11 protein-coding genes are annotated in these 23,452 nt (G+C 43.7%); 4 read left to right on the top strand and 7 right to left on the bottom strand.

Annotation, left to right across the window (positions count from 1 at the left end):
- Nucleotides 1-26: 26 nt before the first annotated feature.
- The 3 genes from C9J47_RS06550 to C9J47_RS06540 form a co-directional block, all read right to left on the bottom strand.
- On the bottom strand, nt 27-2,111 hold the full coding sequence (locus C9J47_RS06550) for a PfaB family protein (RefSeq protein ID WP_170107467.1): 2,085 nt from the start codon (nt 2,109-2,111) through the stop codon (nt 27-29).
- Entirely contained in the window at nt 2,111-9,820 is a 7,710-nt protein-coding gene (locus tag C9J47_RS06545) for a type I polyketide synthase (protein ID WP_146150842.1), read from the bottom strand. The genes C9J47_RS06550 and C9J47_RS06545 overlap by 1 nt, the downstream gene beginning before the upstream one ends.
- A gap of 1,091 nt (nt 9,821-10,911) precedes the next feature.
- Complete coding sequence (locus C9J47_RS06540; RefSeq protein ID WP_036803613.1) at nt 10,912-11,313, bottom strand: thioesterase family protein; 402 nt, start codon at nt 11,311-11,313, stop codon at nt 10,912-10,914.
- 425 nt (nt 11,314-11,738) lie between these two features.
- On the opposite strand from C9J47_RS06540, the gene C9J47_RS06535 reads away from it, so the two are divergent.
- From C9J47_RS06535 to oleD, 4 genes are all read left to right on the top strand, one after another.
- Entirely contained in the window at nt 11,739-12,788 is a 1,050-nt protein-coding gene (locus tag C9J47_RS06535) for a 3-oxoacyl-ACP synthase III (protein ID WP_006231582.1), read from the top strand.
- A gap of 154 nt (nt 12,789-12,942) precedes the next feature.
- Complete coding sequence (locus C9J47_RS06530; protein ID WP_107252803.1) at nt 12,943-13,854, top strand: alpha/beta fold hydrolase; 912 nt, start codon at nt 12,943-12,945, stop codon at nt 13,852-13,854.
- Complete coding sequence (oleC, locus tag C9J47_RS06525; protein WP_107252802.1) at nt 13,854-15,653, top strand: olefin beta-lactone synthetase; 1,800 nt, start codon at nt 13,854-13,856, stop codon at nt 15,651-15,653. The genes C9J47_RS06530 and oleC overlap by 1 nt, the downstream gene beginning before the upstream one ends.
- Entirely contained in the window at nt 15,650-16,762 is a 1,113-nt protein-coding gene (gene oleD, locus C9J47_RS06520; protein WP_107252801.1) for a 2-alkyl-3-oxoalkanoate reductase, read from the top strand. The genes oleC and oleD overlap by 4 nt, the downstream gene beginning before the upstream one ends.
- Nucleotides 16,763-16,853: 91 nt before the next feature.
- On the opposite strand, the gene C9J47_RS06515 is transcribed toward oleD, so the two are convergent.
- The 4 genes from C9J47_RS06515 to torE form a co-directional block, all read right to left on the bottom strand.
- Nucleotides 16,854-18,722 (bottom strand): methyl-accepting chemotaxis protein, encoded by a 1,869-nt coding sequence (locus tag C9J47_RS06515; RefSeq protein ID WP_107252800.1) that lies wholly within the window; start codon nt 18,720-18,722, stop codon nt 16,854-16,856.
- A 413-nt stretch (nt 18,723-19,135) separates the two neighbouring features.
- On the bottom strand, nt 19,136-21,598 hold the full coding sequence (gene torA, locus C9J47_RS06510; RefSeq protein WP_107252799.1) for a trimethylamine-N-oxide reductase TorA: 2,463 nt from the start codon (nt 21,596-21,598) through the stop codon (nt 19,136-19,138).
- Between the two features lie 23 nt (nt 21,599-21,621).
- Nucleotides 21,622-22,800 carry a pentaheme c-type cytochrome TorC gene (gene torC / locus C9J47_RS06505; RefSeq protein ID WP_107252798.1) on the bottom strand — a complete coding sequence of 393 codons (1,179 nt, stop codon included), beginning with the start codon at nt 22,798-22,800 and terminating at the stop codon, nt 21,622-21,624.
- 47 nt (nt 22,801-22,847) lie between these two features.
- Entirely contained in the window at nt 22,848-23,024 is a 177-nt protein-coding gene (gene torE / locus C9J47_RS06500; protein WP_041394097.1) for a trimethylamine N-oxide reductase system protein TorE, read from the bottom strand.
- Nucleotides 23,025-23,452: the final 428 nt, after the last annotated feature.

Raw genomic sequence — 23,452 nt, 5'->3', positions numbered from 1 at the left:
TTGGGAAGCAGTACTATGTTGAGAACTCACACTGGCTCTCCTTGTGTAGTGTTCGGTGTGGTATTAGCTGAAGATGCACTGCGTAATTCCAGTGTATTCACTTGTTCTTCTAACCCTTGAAGCAGGGGTGAAAGTGACAGCGGTATTTGATGCGTAATTAACTGGGCAATGCATTTAAGCAAAGTAACGATATCTTCGCCGCCTTTTGCATTTGCTGCGATAGTACAACTCTCTGTTGTTACGTTATCTGTGCGGTTTATCTTATCGATAAGCGTACTGGTTTGTCTGTCGGCACCAATTTCAACAAATAAACGTGCGCCTTGTTCACGGGCGGTGCGAATCAAAGCGGTAAAATCGAGTGTTGTGCAAAAAGTATCGGCAATCGAATTGGCAATACTTTGGCTGTCGATATTTACAGGTACGTTTTGATTCTGAGGCAATAGCCCAGCCGCGCTGATGAACTTAATGTTCGTCGGTAGCTGATCACATAATGGCTGAGTATAAAACTCGGTGACTTGTGAATGCTGGCTTAATGCTGGTGTGGTGTGCATAGCGGTTACACGATTCGCTGCAATACCGCGTTTGCCAAGCTTTTTGAGTAAGGCACGACATGTCGCTTCACAACCTGCTAATACACAAGTGTCACCTTGAATAATCGCAAGGTAGGCGCGCGGGAATTCAGGTAATAATGCTTCAATAGACGCCGAATCACAGCGAACAACAAAGCTATTCCATGTGATTTCGTCTGCATCAGTTAATTGCCATGCTTCACGAACAGCGGTTAGCTTACCGGAAATAGCTGTGGTGAAAATTGGGCTCGTTTGGGTTAGCTCGATCAATGCATGTGGGTTCTTCCACACACCTAAGCTCGCCCACATTGAGGCTTCACCTTTAGAGTAACCTAAAGCGAAATCAGGCTTAACGGCAAATTCTTCGCAGAGTAATTGGGTTAACAAGTAGCTGCTACCAACACCAGCAATGGCTAATTCACCGAGTGTCATTTCGGCTGGATTTTCACCGTATGTTTTTTCGGCTTGCAGCATTTCTTTCAGGTTTCCTTCGCGCTCTAGTTGTGCGAAAAGTGCGGGGAAATACTGATGAAATTCGCGGAACATGCCAGGGTATACAGTACCAACGCCTGGATAGACAAAAGTAACACCGCCTTTGCTATTGGGTGCAGGTGAGAAGCAACTTCCGGCTGGTGTTTTGTAATGACTTTTCTCTGCTATTACTTTTGGTAAAGCATTACTGATTGCAGATATTTCCTGCAAAACAGCGGCAACAGAAGCACCTTGCAATACGATAGTCGGTAGTGACATCGATGAAGTGGCAGACGAAACGTCAGTTTGAAACTGTGTTAAGTTCTCTGTCATTAAAGCAATAAGTGTGGCGTTGTCATTTGCAGTCAAGTTATCAGGGAAGCCTGTTAAGCGTTGCTTTAGCTGCTCTAATTGTACAGATAAGTCTATTTCATTTTGCCCTGCCACGATGAAGAAAAGGCGAGAGGCGTTCAGTAATGATTGCGCTTTTTGTAAGCCTGTTGCTTGTGTTAATACCAAGCTGCTTTCTGAGTCAGAATTGGCATTAAACGTTAAACTTGCCACGCGTGCTTTATGCGGTTCAGTGAACCAATAATGGTTTGTATTATCAGCTGTTTTTATTGTTCGGCTGGCAATACCATCAATCATCTTAAAGAAAGCCAAAAACTGCTGATCGGCAGCTAATGTTTCAGATGTTTGTTGATGACTGAGATCGGCATTCTGGCGACGAGATTGGTTGAGGGCTATTTCTAGACTATTAACAGAGCCTTCAGCAAAACCTGCAAGATATGCGTGTGGGTGGATTTTGTTTTTAGCTGCAGCTAAACCGTTAAGCATTAGTAAACGGTGTTGTGGTTCGTTTGGCTTACATTGAAGGGTAAGTTGAACCAACTGACCTTGGTTTACAGCTTGAATCGCAGTTTGAAGCGCGGCATTGAAATTGCCATCAACCGCAATATGTTGAATTGCTGGTAATGACACTAAAATATCGGCAGAAAGCCCAGCAGCGTCTGCTGCTTGGGCTAAAAGAGCGATGCGCAATGGCATCGCTTTATTAGAAGTATCAGCCACTATGACAGAAGCTCCTTCTCTGGCTCAGACTTCACCAAAAATGCCTCGTTTAGGCTTTTGCTGATCGTTACTTTTGCGCCTTTCATAACAGCACTTAAACGACCATCTTGATGGTAAAGCGAGATGTTAGCCTGTAGTGAGCGCGACGTATTTTTAATTACGTCGAGTTCTAACCAACCTTTATCACCGGCTTGCATTGGTTCATAAGAAACAAATTCGCCGATTGCTGAAGGTAGGCTAGCAGCACCGTATTTCAAGCGTGCCCACACCAACATTGCTTGTAGCAAGTAGTCTTCAGCGAAAGGCTGGCAACCACCAAGGTGTTGGGTTGGTACAAATACGCCACAGTCTGTATCAGCAACTGTTGGTAGCTGACACTGTGCTAGCAAACCAGCATCATCAAAACGTTCAACCGTTGTGATGCCTTGCAGTCGTGGACCATGGAATAAGGTGCCATTACTGTATAAGATTTCAGCCGTTGTCACGGGTTCATTTGAATCCGCGGTAAAGGTTTTAGCCTGTGCAACTGATACGGATTCGACAACCAACATCGCTTGATACTGAGGACGGCCTTGGCAGCTGATCAAAGCTTTAATTTGATCCGTTGCTTTTGCGTCTGGCGTCAGTGTCAATGTGAGTGTTTGTACTTCATTAGTATCAAAGATCACGCCTTTAAGCAGTTTGTAGTTGCGAATAGTAACGTTCGCCCCTAGCACTTGCTCTGCTGCTTCACGCATCCATTGAATGGCACACACTGTCGGTAACACTGGGTTACCGGCAATGCAGTGATCATTGATGAAAGGCATTGCCTTCGGGTCAAGATCGCGTGTTACAGTGATGCTTGAATTCAGCGGACTCTTTGCTACTAGCACAGACTCCGCATCAAGCTTTTTTACAGCGGCTTCCTTGTTGTCTGAACCTTGCATACTTGTACCCACAAGCAGTTGAATACCTGTTTCACTTAGCAGCTGAGAGCTAAATAGCTCAGCACCCGCCTGAAGAGGAATCACGTATACACCACGTTCAGTAAACATTTTCTTCAATGCTGCGTTTACCATGCCACCGTCCCACGGTCCCCAGTTGAAGCTCATTACTTTAGCTTCAGGGTTACGTGCAGACAGCTGTAATGCTGCTTTATTCAAGATTTCATTGGACATCGCGTAATCGCTTTGACCAGTGTTGCCGTAGAAGCCCGCTGCTGATGAGAACATCGCAACCAGTTTTAGCTTGTCGCTGCTTAATGCGTTAAGCACAGCTTCAAGGCCGCCTACTTTAGTGCCATAAACAAGGTTTAACTCATCAAGCGTTTTATCTTGAATATGTTTATCAGCTAGCACGCCTGCGCCGTGAATCAGACCCGTAATATCATTGAACTGAGACAATGTTTTAGCAACAGAGTCACTGTTTGATACGTCAAGGCTTATGTATTCAGCACTCGCACCCACGTTAGCAAATGCAGAAAGAGCAGTGTTAATTTCAAGGCTGCTTAATACAGGTTTGAGTAACGCGTCTACTTTCTTTGGTGTTGGCTTATCGCCAGATGTTTGAATATGGCGAATGGCTGCTGGCTTTAGCTCGTTTGCTTGTTTACCTTGTGCCCATTCTGGCAGTTCGTTTGTCGTAATATGCTTACTACGACCTGCAAGAATGAAGTGTGATTTACACTGTTTAGCCAGTGTTAATGCACATTCAAACGTAACGCCTTTAGCACCACCAGTTACAAGCACTTTATCGTTCTTGTCCAGTTTTGCTGAGGTGTTTTTTGTTAGAGCAGTACCAGCATCGGTTGCAATCAGTGTTGCTCGACCAGATTCACCGTTATTCGCATCAGCAAGGCCCACTTCAACAGTGTGAGTATCAATATCGAATAATTCAGCTGTTACTGCTTCTGCAAGATGACGAGCATCAAGCGTTGGTGCAACATCCAGTGCGCGACAGAATACTGTTGACCATTCGTGGCTCAATGTTTTCGTTAAACCAGATAATGCCGCTTGGTTTAATTCTGCATTGATAAGTTGTTCTGCATTCAAGTAACCAAAGCCACCATCAATACGACTTACCGTAAAGAAGGCACTGCGGTTTGTTGCTGCGTTTAGCTGAGTTTTAAGCAATTTAGCGAATAGGAAAGCAATCGAGATACTTTCTTTTGCCGCAGCATGCAATGTTACAGCTGTTGTTTTATCTGTTTTAACATCGGCAGCAAGAGGCTGTAAGTGAATGAATCCACCAATTGCTTTTTGCTTGCTCTCAATGTCTGAAATGACAGTTTTGATACTAGCGTCATCAATGCTTGCTAATGTGTAGCTCGCGATTTCGCTATTTAACGGTGACGCGGCAGATAGAGGACTACGTACAACAGCAACTTGAAGGCCGTTTGCACTTAACTTTTCTGCTAGAACACCGGCATTGTGACCATCATCGGTAATCACGATACAAGCTTCTTTGGAAAAACAGTCTACTAATTTATCTACCGCTGGTAACTTTTTTAGCGCCACCTCGCTGTGAGGAGGAAGCTCTACATTGCTTGTTTCTGCAATCGATTCTACAAGGTTTTCAACAGCAGGTGCAGAAGGCGCTGCAACTGCTGAAGTGTTAGAAAGCTTGCTTTGCATGTAAGTAACGATTTCGCCCAGTGTACGACACTCAGCTAAATCTTCAGGGTTCAATTCAGGCAAGCCCGGTAGTTGGTCTTGCACTGTACCTAGAATTTCAACACGCTTGATAGAGTCGATACCAAGGTCAGCTTCCATGTCCATTGCAAGGTCTAGCATTTCTGCTGGGTAACCTGTTTTGTCGGCAACCACATTCATCATCGTGTTTTGAACATGTGCTGCGTCTAAACCGTTTGATGCAGGAGCCGCAGCTACTGATACCGTTGCTGTTTGTACTGCTACATTTTGTGTAGAGACAGCTGGTAGTTTGCTGTTCATGTAGTCAACGATTTCGCCCAGTGTACGGCACTCAGCTAAATCTTCAGGGTTCAGTTCAGGCAAACCCGGTAGTTGGTCTTGCACAGTACCTAGAATTTCAACACGCTTGATAGAGTCGATACCAAGGTCTGCTTCCATGTCCATTGCAAGGTCTAGCATTTCTGCTGGGTAGCCAGTTTTATCGGCAACCACTTCAAGCATAGTGCCTTGAACTTGTGCTGCATCTAAACCGTGAGATGCAGGAGCCGCTACTGGTGCTGCTGTTTGAACCGCTACATTTTGTACAGGAGCAGCAGGTAATTTGCTGTTCATGTAATCTACGATTTCGCCTAGCGTACGACACTCTGCTAAGTCTTCAGGGTTCAGTTCAGGTAAGCCCGGTAGTTGGTCTTGCACTGTACCTAGAATTTCAACACGTTTGATAGAGTCGATACCCAAATCTGCTTCCATGTCCATTGCAAGGTCTAGCATTTCAGTTGGGTAGCCAGTCTTATCTGCAACAACGTCTAGCATTGTGCTTTGAACTTGCGTTGCGTCTAAGCCATTTGATGCAGGAGCAGAAGCAACTGTCGCTGCTACAGCAGAAGCTGCAGGAAGCTTGCTGTTCATGTAGCTTACGATTTCGCCTAGCGTACGACATTCAGCCAAATCTTCAGGGTTTAACTCAGGAAGCGTTGGTAGCTGGTCTTGAACCGTACCTAGAATCTCAACACGCTTGATAGAGTCGATACCTAGGTCTGCTTCCATATCCATTTCTAGATCAAGCATTTCAGTTGGGTAGCCAGTTTTTTCAGCAACCACTTCAAGCATTGTGCTTTGAACTTGTGTTGCGTCTAAGCCGTTTGATGCTACAGGAGCAGAAGTAACCGTTGCAGCAGAAGAAGCTGCAGGCATTTTGCTGTTCATGTAAGTAACGATTTCGCGCAGTGTACGGCACTCAGCAAGATCTTCAGGGCTTAGCTCAGGCAGGTTTGGCATTTGGTCTTGCACTGTACCTAGAATCTCAACACGCTTAATCGAGTCGATACCTAGGTCTGCTTCCATATCCATATCGAGATCTAACATCTCGGTAGGGTAGCCAGTTTTCTCTGCAACCACTTCTAGCATAACTTGTTCTGGATTCGCGGTTTGAACAACCGCTTGTGCTACTGCCTGAACAACAGGTGTTGGCTTAACTGTTTGTGCAACAGGTGCTGCGATTGGCGCTGAAGCGACAGGTGCTGAAGCGACAGGTGCTGATTGTTGAGTTGGAACAACAGCCTTAACTGGCGCAGGTGTCGCGACTGGCGTAGCAACTACTGGAGCAGCAGGAGCCGGAGCTACTGATACTTGCTGAACTGGCGTCTGATAAACAGGAACCTGATGAGCAGGCGCTTGTGAAGTCAACATACCTAATGCAGAGTTATTGCTGCTTGCTTGTAACTCAAGGTAGTGGGCATGTGCTTTTAACGTTTCAGCCTGATGCTGATGGAATAGCTCCATCGAACGCTGTAGGCTTTCAGGTACCGCAATACCAGCCGTTGCCATTTTAGCTTGTTCTGTCATCAATGCCGTGAATGTGTCACCGTATTGCTGAGGAATCGCTAGGAACTGCTGATGAAGTTCAGCGGCCTGCTGTTGAGCACTAAAGAATGCATGCAGTGACGCATCACCGACTGGCAGTTGTGCCGTTGTTTGTGTAACAACTTGAGCTGGCGCTGTTGTTGCGACTGCTGGCGCCGCTGCTTGTACAGTTACAGCCTGCGTTGGCGCTGCAGCAACAGGTACTTCGCGAATTTCCGTTTTAATCACTTCTTTTTCCACAATCTTCTCAACGACTTTTTCAACGATTTCAGTTTTTGTGCTTACTTCGCCGGTTGCTAATGATTTTGCCATTTTCGCACGGGTAGAAGGGCTAATGTAATTCGTTGCGTTTAGTTTGATGTTCATTGGTGATGTTGCTGCTGGTGGCGCGATCTCTGCTTGATATGGGTCGATATTGTCTAGCGAGATACCCACAACAGCCAGCTGAACAGCGGCTAAGCGTAATTGCTGATCACTATCACCTTTAGGGTTCGGGTTAATACTGATCGTGCAAAGCTCATCGGCTTTATTCGTTAACGTCTTTTCAACCAGCTTTTGTAGAATGTTCTTTGGTCCGAATTCGACAAATACACGTGCGCCAGCATCATACATAGCTTCAAGCTGTGTGCTGAAACGAACAGATTGCAACATATGTTGCTTGAACGCCTTCTTAATGACCTTGCCATCGTTCTTATGCAGCTCACCTGTCGCATTAGAATAAAGCGGTAATGTTGGTGTGCTGAACGTTGCTTTATCAATAGCTGTTGCAAAAGGCTTTTGTGCATGAGCAACGAGTGGGGTGTGGAAAGCACCAGAAACCGGAAGAGGAATCGCTTTGAAGCCTTGCTCTGTTAGTGCTTTGGCAGCAAGTTGAGCGTTGTCTGTAGGACCCGCAATAACTAATTGTGTAGGCGCGTTGTAATTAGCAATGCTTACGCCTTCAAATGCACTAATGCATTTTTCAACATCTGCCAGCTTATCAGCGTCAAGAATAACAGCGTACATTGTACCGCTATCACCTTCTGCTGGTGTTGCTGCCATTGCGTTACCGCGTGCAAAAGCAAGCTGGTAGTAATCATCTTGAGAGATAACACCAGAAGCGCATAGGGCACTTAACTCACCAAAGCTGTGGCCTGCAACCATGTCGGCTTTAAAGCCTGCTTGCGTTAGCAGTTCAAATTGACCCATCGACATTACACCGATTGCACTTTGTGCATTGGCGGTATTAGTCAGTAAAGCCTCTTGTGCTTGTGTGCTTTCTTTATTGAACGTTGGAATAGGGAACAGAACTTGTGATAGTGCTGTTTTCTTATTCTGACCGAATACTTGATCAGCTTTCGCTAACTGTTGACGCATTTCAGGGTAATGACATGCTAGCTCACGGCCCATGTTCAGGTATTGTGAACCTTGACCCGCAAATAATGCTGCAATTTTTGCTGAATCATTACCGTTTACAAGCGCTGATTCGCGGTAGCTTGTACCACTAGGAAGCTGCCAATGTGTTTTAGTTTGGCTTTCTAGGTTTGAAATTGCTTGAGCAAGCTGAGTGTTTAGCTCTTCGCTTGTTTTAACAACTAGACCTAAACGTGCGTGTGATTCTTCGATGCTGCGTAAGCCATGGCTTTCAGCCAGTGTTTCAAGATTCACACTATCGTTAGCAATATTTGCTGATGTTTCTTTTAAGCTCGCAATCAGTGCTTCGCGAGACGCTGCGCTAAACAATAACGTTTGTGCGACTTGGCGCTGACGGTATTTGTCACCGCGTGCATGTTCTGGGGTGTATTCTTCCAATACAATGTGGAAGTTTGTACCACCGAAACCAAATGAACTGATGCCAGCACGACGTGGTGTACCATCAACACGTTGCATCCATGGACGCGTTTGTGTATTGAGGTAGAAAGGTGAGTCCTCAATATTCAGTTTAGGGTTAGGGCTGGTTACATTGATTGTTGGCGGCAGTACTTTATGGTGCAGTGCTAAAGACGCTTTGATTAGACCTGCAGTACCTGCTGTTGACTTAGTGTGACCAATCTGAGATTTCACTGAACCCAATGCGATGTGTTGCTTCTCGTCATTACCTTCACTGAATACCGAATTCAGGCCACTGAATTCTGCCACATCACCTGCAGCTGTACCTGTGCCATGGGCTTCAAGTAAGCCAAGTGTGTGCGGTGCAAAACCGGCATCGTCGTAAGCGCGCTTAAGTGCTTTAGCCTGGCCTTCAGGGCGCGGCGCGTAAATGCTCTTAAACTTACCGTCTGAAGATGCACCAACACCTTTAATAACCGAATAGATACGGTCGCCATCGCGCTCTGCGTCTTCAAGACGTTTAAGCGCAATCATACCGATGCCTTCACCAATCATCATACCTTTCGAGTCAATATCGAATGGTTGAATTGTTTCGTTGGTTGTAAATGCTGGTGTTTTAGAGAAGCTCATGTACATGGTTGGTGAGTTATCGGTACACACACCACCTGTGATCATCATTTCGCTGCGGCCTTCAACAAGCTCGCTTAATGCCATACGCAATGCAGCAAGAGAGCCCGCACATGCTGCATCAACCACACAGTTCATACCACCGAGATCGAAACGGTTAGCAATACGACCGGAAATAACGTTACCCAAAGAACCTGGGAATGAGTTTTCTTCCCAGTGAATATATTGATCTTGGAATTTCTTAATCAACATTTCACTGTCTTCGTCACTGATACCGCTGTTTTTGAATACTTTTTTTAGAACAGGGTATTGAAGACGAGCGTTAAGGCTTTGACTGATCTTCTGACCACCACCCACACCAAGGGTAATACCGATTTTATCGCGGTCGTATGCTTCAGGAAGCTTGGCATCAGCCAACACTTCTTTTGCTACGATCAGTGAAAGTAGCTGTGACGTATCAGTTAGTTCAAGAATGTTAGGCGGAAGGCCAAATTCCATTGGGTTAAAATCAACTTCCGGCATAAAGCCGCCACGTTTACAGTAAGACTTATCCGGCGTGCTTTTGTTTGCATCGTAATAATCTTCTGGGCGCCAGTGAGTTTCTGGCACTTCTGTAATCGCGTCAATCTTCTCGCTGATAAGATCCCAGAACTTATTTAAGTAACGGGAATTCGCAAACATACTCGCCATGCCAACAATCGCAATTGGCATGTCTTTAAGACGTTTATTGAGTCGCGTATCTTCCTGCGATTCAGACGTGGTTTTCGGGGTTTGGCTCATCATGAGTCTCCGCTTAACACCCAAGAGCTGGGTGTTATATATTCGGTGTGGGCGTTGCGATTAGGCAACTGGTGAAAAATAAGAGTGAAAAAATGGCATAACGCATGTGTGAGTACAGGCGCTAAAAATTGATTGGCAGCATCATGGCTTCGGAATGTACGAGTAGAAAGATTATGCATATTTATGACTGCATTTTTTTGACATTCGACGATGCACAGTTGTGCTTTCATCCGTAACGGTAATATCCATCATAATCCTGCTGTACTACTGCTGCGATTATCAAATAAGGAGGTACTTACCATCCGTAATGAAAGCATGCTTAATCAGTTAATGGTTGGCAGACTACCCGAGGACGCTTTTCGTTACAATCACTGGAGCAAGAGGTTGGATCACTTCAGAGCCGTTTTAAAAAGCAATTCCCGAGCGTTTGTAATGTTTACGTTATTAAGTTATTGATTGTATATCTATTATCCTACCAAATTAGTGTAAATACTCAGATGCAATTGAAAATATGACCTATGCCGCATTTTTGTAAATAAGTGTGATGTAACAGCTGATATCAACGGGTTTTAGAGCTTGATTGCAAAAAAAAGTCATTAGACAATATAGTAGATGATTACACTTTTTTTACTCCACAAACAGGTAACTTATTGGCAGGATGTGAGTAGATATAAAAGATATGGCTGATTACTCGAAAGGATATTTTTTTGTCATCTTCAAGTACTATTCAGCTATGGCTCTGTCTTTTGTATCAACGTACCGGTTATATGATCAAAATTGGTGTTATTGAAACTTCTGAATCAAGTGAATTGTTAGAAAAAAGCAGGAGAAGGTTGAGTCATAACAAGTTAATTAAAGTGACTTGTTATCGTAAAGTTGACGGTCAAATAAATGGGTGTTATTTATACGATTTAAGCAAGGGTTATTAATTGGTTGGAAGTTTTCCCTAAGTAACAACGGTGACTATATAATTTGATAACTTTAATTCGAGAGGGAAAACGCTCTAAAAGCCAATGCTGAAATGAGATGCTACTGTCATTCGCATGTAGGTAAACATGAGAATGACAGGCAGTGCAGGGTGCGATACGTATTTAATCAGCCATCATCGAAGCGAGAATATCAGCAGGTACAGGTTGTAAGCGTTTTTCTTTATCTAGACATACCATCTCAATATCACCAATAACGGCTGCACGACTTGCACCTGGTCGCCAGACTTCCTGACGCCATAGTGTTTTGTACTTGCCATCCAATGTGAACGATGTGCGAATATCGCAGATCTCAGCAAATTCCACACCATCTTGAAAAATCATATTCGCTTTGTATACGGCAAAGCCTAATCCGTGATCGTTCCACAATGTGGCGAGTTTATCACTATCAATAACGTGTTCGCGTGCACGTTCAAAATACTTTAAAAAATTTGGGTGATAAACCACACCAGAATGATCGGTATCTTCGTAATAGATTTGCACTGGGTGGTGATAAATTTTACTCATTGCTGCAACAACTCTCATGAAGGTCGGAATATACAAGCATAATAATATTATTATGCTAATTGGCGCTCATTATTAGGAGGAATAACCCAAGTGGTGTAACTCAATATGAACTTATCTACCTTGATGGTTACAGTCTGTAAATTCAAATGATTTAAAACTGGTCGTACAAGCTAGCAACATCTCGTTATATGACAGTTTTTATTGAATCATGCGAGTTTTCTTGCTCAAATGGCGCGTTACTATACCCAAGTTACCTCAAGTCGCAGGGATCTGTGAGATTAAAATCGATGGTTTACTGCCGTTTATTTGCCTTTAACTGAATCTTCAGCAGCGCATCTACGATGGATTGAGGTTGTTTTGGTATAAACCCATAATAACGATGATCGGCACTTTTCGCCGAGATAGTGAGCAAGTTATATAGCTTAATGAAATATTCTAGCGTATTTATCAATAGTCTAGCTTACGAGCTAGCACCACAAGTGGTTTCGAGTTCTGAGTTAGAATCCCGTTTAGCCCCTTTATATCAAAAATTCCGTATTCCTATGGGCCAACTGGCAGCACTTACTGGAATAGAAGAGCGTCGATGGTGGCCGAAAGGTCACGTTTTATCTGATGGCGCATTATTAGCAGCCCGTAAAGCGATTGATGAAACGGGTATCAATGTTGGAGATTTAGGTGCTGTTGTGTACACCGGTGTATGCCGAGATCAGCATGAACCCGCAACGGCTTGCCGTATTGCAGCTGAATTAGGTGTATCAAAAAATACGGCTATCTATGACATCAGCAATGCGTGTTTAGGCGTACTTTCGGGCATTCTTGATATCGCAAATCGTATCGAACTAGGGCAAATCAAAGCTGGATTAGTGGTTTCATGTGAATCTGCCCGTCATATTGTTGATATTACAATTGACCACATGCTTGCCGAACCGACGATGCAAAATTTTGCACAATCTTTAGCGACCTTAACTGGCGGTTCAGGTGCTGTTGCTGTGATATTAACAGATGGAAGCCTTCCTCTTCACAATGAGCGCCAGCATCAGCTATTAGGTGCTAGCCACTTATCAGCACCTGAGCACCACGATCTATGTCAGTGGGGCTTACAAGAAGTAGGGCCTCAGCTGTACCGTGAATTTATGCGAACAGATGGCGTAACCCTTCTGAAAGAAGGTGTGCAACTGGCGCGTGATACATGGTCACATTTCTTAGCACAGCGTGACTGGGTTGTTGAAAATGTAGATAAAGTTATTTGTCACCAAGTTGGCGCTTCGAATCGTCGACAAGTCCTTAATGCCCTCAATATTCCAGTAAATAAAGAATTTCCGACCTATAAGCTAATGGGCAATATGGGCAGTGTTTCTTTACCTGCTACCGCTGCAATGGCTCACGATCATGGTTTCTTAAAATCAGGCGATAATGTGAGTTTTCTAGGTATAGGTAGTGGACTTAACTGTATGATGTTAGGGCTAAAGTGGTAATCAAACCTTATCGTTGTTTCATTTTTAATTCATATTAAAAGTGCATGAAAATGAAACAGCAGAGATGGTTACTGATAAATGCTTAGTGCAAATACCGAAATAGTTACAAAAACAGGATGGGTAATTCCATGCTGAGAATAGTCAAGGATTGGTCATGTTAGACACGTTGTTTCCCTTTAAACGTAATTTTCTTAGCCGCAATGGGCACAAACTCCATTACGTAAATGAAGGGCAGGGTGAACCTGTCGTCATGGTTCATGGTAACCCGAGCTGGTCTTTCTATTACCGTAATTTGGTGACGGAATTAAGCCAGAACCACCAATGTATCGTACCTGACCATATCGGTTGTGGTTTATCGGATAAACCCGATGACACGGGTTATGACTATACGTTAAAGAACCGTATCGATGATCTCGAAGCGTTACTTGAACACCTTGAAGTACGTGAAAATATTACCCTTGTCGTACATGACTGGGGTGGAATGATCGGCATGGGTTATGCGGCTCGTTATCCTGACCGCATTAAACGTTTAGTGATACTCAATACAGGTGCTTTCCATTTACCTGACACTAAACCTTTTCCGTGGGCATTATGGATTTGCCGCAATACGTTATTAGGCACAGGCTTAGTACGTGGTTTTAATGCATTCTCATCCATTGCTTCTTATATTGGCGTTAAGCGTAAGCCAATGAGCCCTGAAGTGCGTAAAGCGTATGTTTCTCCTTTCAATTCTTGGGAAAACCGTATTTCTACATTACGTTTTGTGCAAGATATTCCATTAAGAAAAGGGGATAGAAACTACGAGCTAGTTTCTGAGATCGCTGCAAGTTTGCCGAAGTTCTCGCACGTTCCAACGCTTATTTGTTTTGGCTTGAAAGATTTTGTATTTGATAAGCACTTCTTAGCTGTATGGCGTGAAAAAATGCCACATGCGACAGTGCATGAGTTCGAAGATTGCGGACACTACATATTAGAAGATGCCTGCGATGAGGTTGTACCGCTTATTTCAGATTTTATGAAGACGCCATTAGCAACTGATAGCAAGCCAAGCGAGGCAGATTTGTGATGGATAAAGGGCATGAGACTGATGCCTCTTTCGATTCAGATGAGGCGTCGACGTTAGCATCTTCGAAAGCTAATAAAGCCAATATTTGCCGCCACTTAACACGCGCGGCAAAAGAAACGCCTGATTCACTCGCTGTTGCTGTTCAAATAAAATCATTATTCGGCAAACTACGCTATGAAGAGTTAACGTTCGAACAGTTAAATACTGACAGTAATGCGATTGCGCAAGCGCTGAATGATCACGGTATTAAACGAGGCATGAAAGCGGTACTGATGGTAACGCCTAGTCTTGATTTTTTTGCCCTTACATTTGCGTTATTCAAAGCGGGTATTGTTCCTATTTTGGTGGATCCCGGAATGGGGGTTAAAAACCTCAAACAGTGCTTTGATGAAGCTAAGCCCGATGCGTTTATTGGTATTCCTAAAGCACATATTGCCCGTTGTTTATTTGGTTGGGGTAAACCGAGTGTTCGACGTTTACTCACCGTTGGTGGGAATGATGTGTTCGCCAATATTTTTGGTGGCACAACACTAAAAGCATTGCTTAAGCGAAATACCGTTATTAAGCCGCGCAGTAAAATGCATCAAGCGGTTGATTACGATATTGCCAAGCTCAAAAATGATGATATGGCTGCCATTCTATTTACCAGTGGCAGTACGGGTACGCCGAAAGGTGTTGTGTATACCCATGCAATGTTTGAAGCACAAATCAGTGTATTGAAAAATGATTATGGTATCGCCCACGGCGAGCGTGATCTCGCTACCTTCCCGTTATTCTCTCTTTTTGGTCCAGCTTTAGGCATGGCATCGATTGTGCCTGATATGGATGCCAGTAAACCAATAACGGCTAATCCCGACAGTTTGTTTGCTGCGATAGAACAATACCAATGTACCAATATGTTTGTGAATCCTGCATTGATAGAGCGTTTAGGGCAAGCAGGGACGCAGCGTCATAAGCCTCATACATTACCCAGTATCAAACGTGTTATTTCCGCTGGTGCACCTGCCACTATTTCGTCTATTTCGCGCTTTAGTAAAATGCTAAAGGATGGGGTTGAAGTACTGAATTCTTATGGTGCGACAGAATCATTACCTCTTACTATGATTGGTAGTGACCGATTAATGCAAACCACGGATATCACTGATAACGGTGGTGGTATTTGTGTCGGGCAACCTGTTGATGGTGTTGATATTGCGATCATTACGATCACTGACGATCCAATTACTACGTGGGACGAAGCCCTGTGCTTACCTGTAAACCAAATTGGCGAAATCGTTGTAAAAGGTCCAATGGTGAGCCGTGCGTATTATCATCGTGATCATGCAACTGTTCAGGCTAAAATTACCGATGGAGCGGATACTGTACGTCACCGCATGGGGGATTTGGGCTATTTAGACGAAAACGGGCAGCTGTGGATGTGTGGTCGTAAAGCTCACCGTGTTGAAGCCAATCGCGTTGCGGTTGCATCAGACAGGCTGCCGTATTTCTCTATTCCTTGTGAACGTATATTTAATACTCACTCTTCAGTCAAGCGTACCGCATTGGTAGGCATTGAACGTAATGGTGAAACCGTACCACTGCTGTGTGTTGAGCTTAATAAAGGCACAACCCTAACAGATGATACTGCCCGTAATACGTTTTTTGCCGAGCTTAAAACGATTGGCGCCAAACATCAGCAAACTGTGGGCATTGTTGATTTTCTTATTCATCCTGATTTTCCCGTTGATATACGCCATAACGCCAAGATCTTCAGAGAAAAACTGGCTGTATGGGCGCAAAAAGAAGGGAAAGCATCATGAGTATTTCATCCCACTCACAAAGCCTGCTTAATCGTAAATTTCCTGATCGTGAATTGCTCCCATGTCGAGAATTGTTACCGGCTGAAGAAGCGGCATTACTCTCGTTATCTTCAAGTGTAAAACATGCATTTGTTACGGGGGCGGGTGGTTTTCTAGGTAAAGCAATTTGTCGATACCTACGCATTGCTGGTATTGAAGTTACAGGTTTTGCCCGTGGCAGTTACCCCGATTTAGAGCAAATGGGTGTCACCATGGTGAAAGGTGATATCAGTACTAAGTCTGATTTATTACAAGCGATGCAAGGTTGTGATCTTGTATTTCATGTTGCATCAAAAGCAGGGGTGTGGGGATCGAAAAGTGATTATTACAGCCCAAATGTAGACGGTGCGCGTAATATCATAGAGGCATGTCAAGAGCTTGGTATCGATAAGTTGGTTTATACCAGCACGCCAAGTGTTACCTTTGCAGGCAATGATGAAGCAGACATTGATGAATCGACACCCTATGCCGATAGCTACCTTAATTTTTATGCAGAATCTAAAGCCATTGCCGAGAAAATGGTATTGGCTGCAAACGGGAAGTCAGTGAGAACTGTCGCATTGCGTCCTCACCTTATTTGGGGGCCGAATGATCCACATCTTGTGCCTAGAGTCATTGAACGTGCGAAAGCGGGGCGTTTAAAGCTTGTGGGGCGTGAAGATAAACTGGTTGATACCATTTATGTTGATAATGCTGCCTATGCCCATATTTTAGCGGCATTACGTTTAACCGATCCAAGCAGTACTTGTGCTGGTAAGGCTTACTTTTTGAGTAATGATGAACCCATAACAATGGCATCTATGCTCAATAAAATTTTATCGTGTGCTGATTTACCGAAGGTGACAAAGCGTGTACCCGCGGGATTAGCATATCAGGTAGGTGCATTATTAGAGTGGATTTATGGCGCTTTGAATAAGCAAGAAGAGCCGATAATGACTCGCTTTGTTGCGCGCCAACTGTCGACTAGCCATTACTTTAATATTAGTGCTGCTAAGCGTGATTTAGGCTATACACCCTTGGTGAGTATTGATGACGGTATGAAACGGTTAAAGCATACTTTGAACGCCTAGTGGCGTGGGGCGAGCTTCAAGATGCTGTTAATTGAAAAATAAAAAAGACCGAACTGTGTATGCAGTTCGGTCTTTTATTTTAAGCTATAGCTTACACCACAAACTTATTCATGATGTCATCTTGGGCACGTACGGTATTAATTTGAATTGCCATCGCGTCGTTGGCTCCATCTGCAGCACTTGCGACCTGTTCCGATAAATCTTTTATCTTAATAGTGTTACTGTTGATTTCTTCAGCGACTAGGCTTTGTTCTTCTGCCGCAGAGGCAATTTGCATGTTCATGTCACTGATTTGCTGAATGGCAACACGTATGCGCTCTAGCGCACCATCTGCCTCTTGGGCTTTCGTTACTGTATTGGTTGCCGTTTCTTTACTTTGACTCATAACGGTCACGGCAGAGCTTGATCCAGATTGTAACTGCTCGATCATCTGGCGGATTTCTGTGGTTGATTGCTGAGTACGTTGTGCCAATGTTCTTACTTCATCGGCGACCACTGCAAAACCTCGGCCTGAATCACCAGCACGAGCGGCTTCAATGGCTGCATTTAACGCAAGCAGATTAGTTTGGTCTGCAATTTCGTTAATGACTTTTAAGATGGTTTCGATATTGCCTGTCGCATGTTCCAGTTCGCGAACCACGTTTACGGCTTGGTCAATTTGCTCTGAAAGCTCGTTAATGGCTGATGTTGTATGTGAGACAATGCTTGCCCCTTCGATTACTGCGTTATCGGCTTCTTGGGCTGAAGCGGCTGCACCTTGTGCGTTACCGGCTACATCTGAAGAGGTTGATGCCATCTCGTTCATTGCTGTTGCGAGTTGCTCTAATTCTTGCAGCTGAGTCGACATCGCGCTAGCTGATTGCTTTGCACCTTCTGCCGTTTGCTCGGTGCCAGCCATAATATCTTCACCTAGCGACTTACTTTCGATAATTAAGTGCTGCAGCTTTTCAGTGAAGGCATTAAAGCCTTTTGCCAATTCTGCGAACTCTTCGTCAGTGTTGGTATCGAGACGACGGGTTAAGTCTCCCTGACCTGAGGCGACGTCTTGAATTGCTTCGTTTAATTCGCGCAGTGGGCGCATTAAGACTTTAAATACTAACAACAAAGCGATGATGCCAGCGAACAATGCCACCAACGAATAGATGATAGAATCGTTTTTCAGCTCATCAACGGCAGCAAATGCGATGCTTTCATCGAGCACAACACCTACGTACCAGTCTTGACCATCAATTTTGTCGAATGATACCTCTAGATCTTTTCCGTCAGCTACAAAACTCTGTGATTGCTCAGAAATTGATGTGTTACCTAAGAAGCTCGACATTGGTTTGCCATTTAATTTGGCATTTGGGTGTGAAATGATAATGCCATCAGCCGAAACGAGGAAGATGTAGCCAGCATCAAGCAAAGAAACCTTGTTCGCCAATTCCGCTAAACCAGATAAGCTGACATCAAAGAAGATAGCCCCTTTAAATTGATTGTTTTGCATCACTGGTGTCGCAATTGATACCAATATTTCATTGGTTACTGAATCAGCATACGGTGCTGTTATTATAATACTATTGGCTTGTTTGGTATCTTTATACCAAGGGCGGCTACGCGGATCCCATGATGCACCAGGATCCCAGTTAGGATCGTTACTCACAAAGCTCCCATCTGACTCAAAACCAAGCCCTGCAAGTAGAAAAGTATTCTTTACGATAGGTTGGCTAATCACCGTTTCAATCTCAGATGGCGTTAGATTTTCTTCTGCCATGCTGGTGGCATAGCTGGCTAGCGCTTTACGACTGTTTAATTCGGCATTAACGGCACTTCCTATACCCGATACAATCTCTTCCACACTTTTAGTAACCAGTGAGTGGATCTGCGATTTTATATTGAAATATTGATTAGCAGAGAGCGCAGACAGCGCAACCAAGAGAATGGCGGAAGAGGTCGCCACAATTTTGTGATTAAATTTCATCGGGTTATTCCTTTAGCAAATGTCAAATACAGTGTATTTCTATTCTTATGTTCTTTTTATCGGCAATAAGGCTGGTTTCTATAGGTTGAATGTAAGAAATATGTGAAAAAAGAATATATGGTTTGTACTTTATGTAAGGGGATGTGATGCCGCTTCAGGTTTAGTTTGTGGGGTAATTGATATTCTCAATAATAAGTGCCAAATGACGATATGTGTCAAGGTGAATGTAATGGTCAATGAATTGTGGGCTAGGCATTGGTAGAAATGAAATTAAAGGGGGGGGGGGTAGAGAATCGTTACCGGTATGAAAAAGAAAAGGGCACTCATGCTTTACTTGAATAAGTAATGTCATGAATACCCTTTATTGACTGGTTAGTCATATGCAGTGATATAGCTCAACGCAGTAATACCAATTAGCTTACTTCGATCGGACCGCCGAATGAAGTAACAGGTGGCACTTCACCTTTGAACTTCTCAAAGTTAACCAAGCAGGTGTTTGCACTTGTTGCCTGAGCAAGCTCTGATGACGGAATATCCTGAGTTAGGGTATTTGGATCGCCATAGGTATCAATTGCACCAACTTTTTCGTTAAGCGGGCCGTACCATGCACCTTCTTCAATACGGATAACACCACGAGAGTAGCTATCACTAAGAACTGCACCAGCAAGTAGTTGACCACGGTCATTGAATACGCGAACGATATCACCGTCTTTGATGCCTTTTTCTGCTGCATCTTTCGGGTTGATATATACAGGCTCACGACCTTTCACGGCGTAAGTTGCACGCATTTCTTCAGATTCACACATTTGAGAGTGCAAACGCTTATCAGGGTGACAAGACTGCATCCAGAATGGGTGTTTCTTCGAACCAGGACCACCGTGAGAACGTTCACTCTTCTCGAACCACATTGGGTGGCCTTGACAGTGTTCGTAACCGAAACGGTCGATCTTACGGCTTGAAATTTCAATGAAACCTGATGGTGTGCCTAGTGCATTGATTTCAGGATCTTCACGGAAATCAGCATGGCGAACCCATGGTTTACCTTCACCAAAATCAAGTACGCCTTTTGCCCAGAATTCATCAAACTCAGGCATGTCGAACTTGGCTTTGTTTGCGTCGCGACAGTCAGAGTACAATGAGCGAACCCACTCCATCTCATCCATGCCACGGGTATATTCTTTGTGACGACCGAAACGACGAGACAACTCAGTAAAGATGTCGAAGTCAGTTTTCGATTGGTATAACGGGTCAACTAACTTGTGCATCGCAACCAAACCACGACCACTGTATGAACCGTAAACATCAATATCGTTACGTTCAAATTGTGTACAAGCTGGCAGTACGATGTCAGAGAAACGACAGGTTGCCGTCCAAGCAAAATCGACGGTTACAACCGTTTGAAGCTTCTGGAAAGCTTGCTTCATACGGTTACGGTCTTGGTGGTGATGCCACGGGTTATTACCACTGATTATCATCATTTTGTAATCAGGTAAGGTAACTTTAGAACCGTTGTATTTGATTTCTTTACCTGGTTCAAGCAAACAATCAACCCAACGAGCTACAGGAATAGTGCGGCTGTAGCCGTTAAAGTCGTTGTTATCCCATTTAGGCTTCTGACCTTCGTCAACATTACGAGGGAAACCACCTGGTGCCGCGAAACCTGTTGATGGAACACCAATTGAACTGTAGTGGTGACCGTAAGAAACACCGCCACCAGGTAAACCAATTTGACCTACCATGGCTGCGATTACAGCACCCATCCAGTAAGGCTGCTCACCGTGCTCTTGGCGTTGAATACACCAACCAAATAGAATCTGAGTACGCTCAGAAACTAACATACGTGCAAAGTCACGGATTTCATCAGCAGGTAAACCACAAATTTCCGCTGCCCACTCAGGTGTTTTTTCGATGTTATCTTTGCTCTTACCCATGAAGTAAGGAACAAACTCGTCGAAACCTAAGCAGTACATCTTGATGAATTCTTTGTCGTAAAGATCTTCAGTGTACAAGGTATGCGCAACTGCCAGCATGAATGCTACGTCAGTTTGCGGGTTGATATACATGTGGTCGTTGCCCAAGAAACGTTGTGTCTTGTTTTTCACTGGGTCAACAGACAGTACGTTGATCTCGCCTTTTGCAACTTTCTCTTTCAGTTGTTCAAGGTATGCGAATGATTCATGTGTTTCACAGTTCCAGCCAACTTGCAGGTTTTTCACTGGATCTGTTGCCCACAGTACGATGTTCTTACTGTGATCAAGAATTTCAGACCAAGATGTACCTTGAGCGTAAACTTCTGTCGAACCTAATACGTAAGGCAGAATAGTTTGGCCTGCACCCGTCGAGTAGTCGCCTACTTTTGTGATGAAGTTACCGTGCATGCCGACAGCACGTTGCATGTGGCTAGTACAGCTGTGGAACTGACCTGTTTGACGCCAGCCAGTTTGACCCGCGTGCAATGCCCATGGGCCGTAGTCTTTTTGAACGCGCTCTAGTTCGCGGTAGAACAAATCAAGCGCATCATCCCACGTCATACGGATAAAACGGTTGTTACCACGAGTTTCGCCACTGTATTTGTGTTTCTTCAACCAATCTAGACGCACCATTGGGTAACGAACACGTGATGGGCTGTAGATAATTCCCTTAATGCCGTTCAGCATATCAGTAGGGTATTTATCCATTTCTAATGGCTTAATTTCTTGTACTTTACCCGCATAAACGTGGGCACGGAATGCACCCCAGTGAGAACCGGATGTTTTCCATGTTCCTGTTGTTTCTGCAGCCATCGCTTTTGATGATGCTAGTAGGCTAGGACCAATTACAGATACTGCACTTGTTGTCGCTAAGCCTTTAAGAAAACTTCTTCTGCTAACAGACATATTCAAATTACTCCATCAATCGCTTAGTGTTTGTTATCAGAAAAATCTGAAGAGTGTTTTTGTAGGTACTTCAATACCAGTGCTTTACTGTCTGTGTCGAAGTTTACAAATGCCATCATACCGTTGAACATACCCGGCCATGTGTTGGCATCGAAGTGATCTTCAGCTGGTTGAGTGTGACAAACAGAACAGTTAGTTTGGTAAGATTGCTTAGCTTTATCCCAAATAGGTTGAACATTTGCTAGCATTGCATCTTTCTTCATCCACACTTTCACGTTCACACGCTGCCATGGTAGGCCGGTTAAGTCGTCTTCTTTAATTTCGAATTTATCAACAACCGCATCGTTCTGTGCGCTTTCTTTTAGTAAAGAAGCAACCGCGATATTCATACCAAAGTCTTCTTGAATTACGCGACCGTAACCTTTGTCTTTACGCCAGCCTGCAATTTCAACTTGCATAACATCGCCAGATTCAGCAACAACTTTTACTGAAGACGCAGGGTTTAGAAGGCCCGCTTCAACGGATAATGCTTTATCTTCATAGATAGGTAAATGACGAACGCTGGTGTAGTTTTCATCTTTTTCATATTTAGTGTTTGATGCCAATTGCTCTAGTTCAGAGATCATGCCGCCACTTGAATCCATATTTTCAGGAAGGTGGTGTGCAATACCTTTATGGCAATCAATACAGCTTTGGTCACGTTCTTTCGCTTGCTTCATTTGAATGCGAGCAGTAGGGGACATTTTAGTAAAGTCCATACCATCGTAATCGTGACAATTACGGCATTCCAAGGATTTATTAGCGCTAAAGCGATCCCATTCATGCTGGGCAAGTGTTATTCGACGTTCTTCAAATTTTTCTGGTGTATCGATAAAGCCAGCAAAGTGAGCGAACACTTCTTTACTTGCTTGAATCTTACGAGAAATCTTTGATGTCCAATCGTGAGGAACGTGGCAATCAGGACAAGTAGCACGAACACCTGAACGGTTTTTATCGTGAATAGTGCCAGCGTATTCTGGTGCGATGTTATCAGCATGACAACCAACACAGAATTCTTCGGTGTTAGTTGCTTCTAGTGCCGTGTTAAACCCACCCCAGAAGATAATGCCAGCTAAAAATCCACCTAGGGTTAGGACACCTAGGCTGATATGTACACTTGGACGAGCAAACGTCTTCCAAGCTTTTAATAAAAATGATTTCATAATGTGCTCTTTCTAAACAAATTCAGTTATATTTATTGGTAAGTTGCTTAGCCGCCATGGCCAGGAGGACCTAAAAGGAACACTTGCAGCATCCAAATAATAAAACCGTACCCACCTACAAACATCACACTAAGAATTGGAAATAAAAAGACAGTGATAAAAAGGAAGGCTTTCCACTCGCTAGAGCGGGTTTCCCCATCACCGTTATTAGTTACACTACTCATAAACACCACCTGCTATTTTTTATGTTTTTATTTAAATAGAATGCATTTCAATATGTAACAAACTATTTATACGCAGATCATAAAGTAGTCACTCCCTATAGTTCAATTAATACTTAGGGGTTAAACCTTATATTTAATAAGTTTTTTGATGCTGCACAGGATTATTAATGAGATGCGATCTAATGTGTTGTTATGTATACAAATAAGAAGAAGTAAGAGTAAATATGAAAAGATATGAAGAGTATTTTTTCGTAGCTGAATGTATACACTTTGTTTTATTTGTAGCGGTAATGTATCGAGTTGTTACTACCCACAATAAAGAAAAGGTTATTTTGCAGCTGAAATAAAATATGAAACACAGTGATTAACAAGGTGGTCATTTCTATCTTAGAAATACGTTAACAATTTACGGAAGTAAAGATATTAAG

Origin of the sequence: Photobacterium indicum, assembly GCF_003026215.1 — a bacterium.
Lineage (GTDB): Bacteria > Pseudomonadota > Gammaproteobacteria > Enterobacterales > Vibrionaceae > Photobacterium > Photobacterium indicum.
The sequence above is the reverse complement of the archived record's forward strand: the minus strand, read 5'-3'. Positions and strand labels throughout refer to the sequence as shown.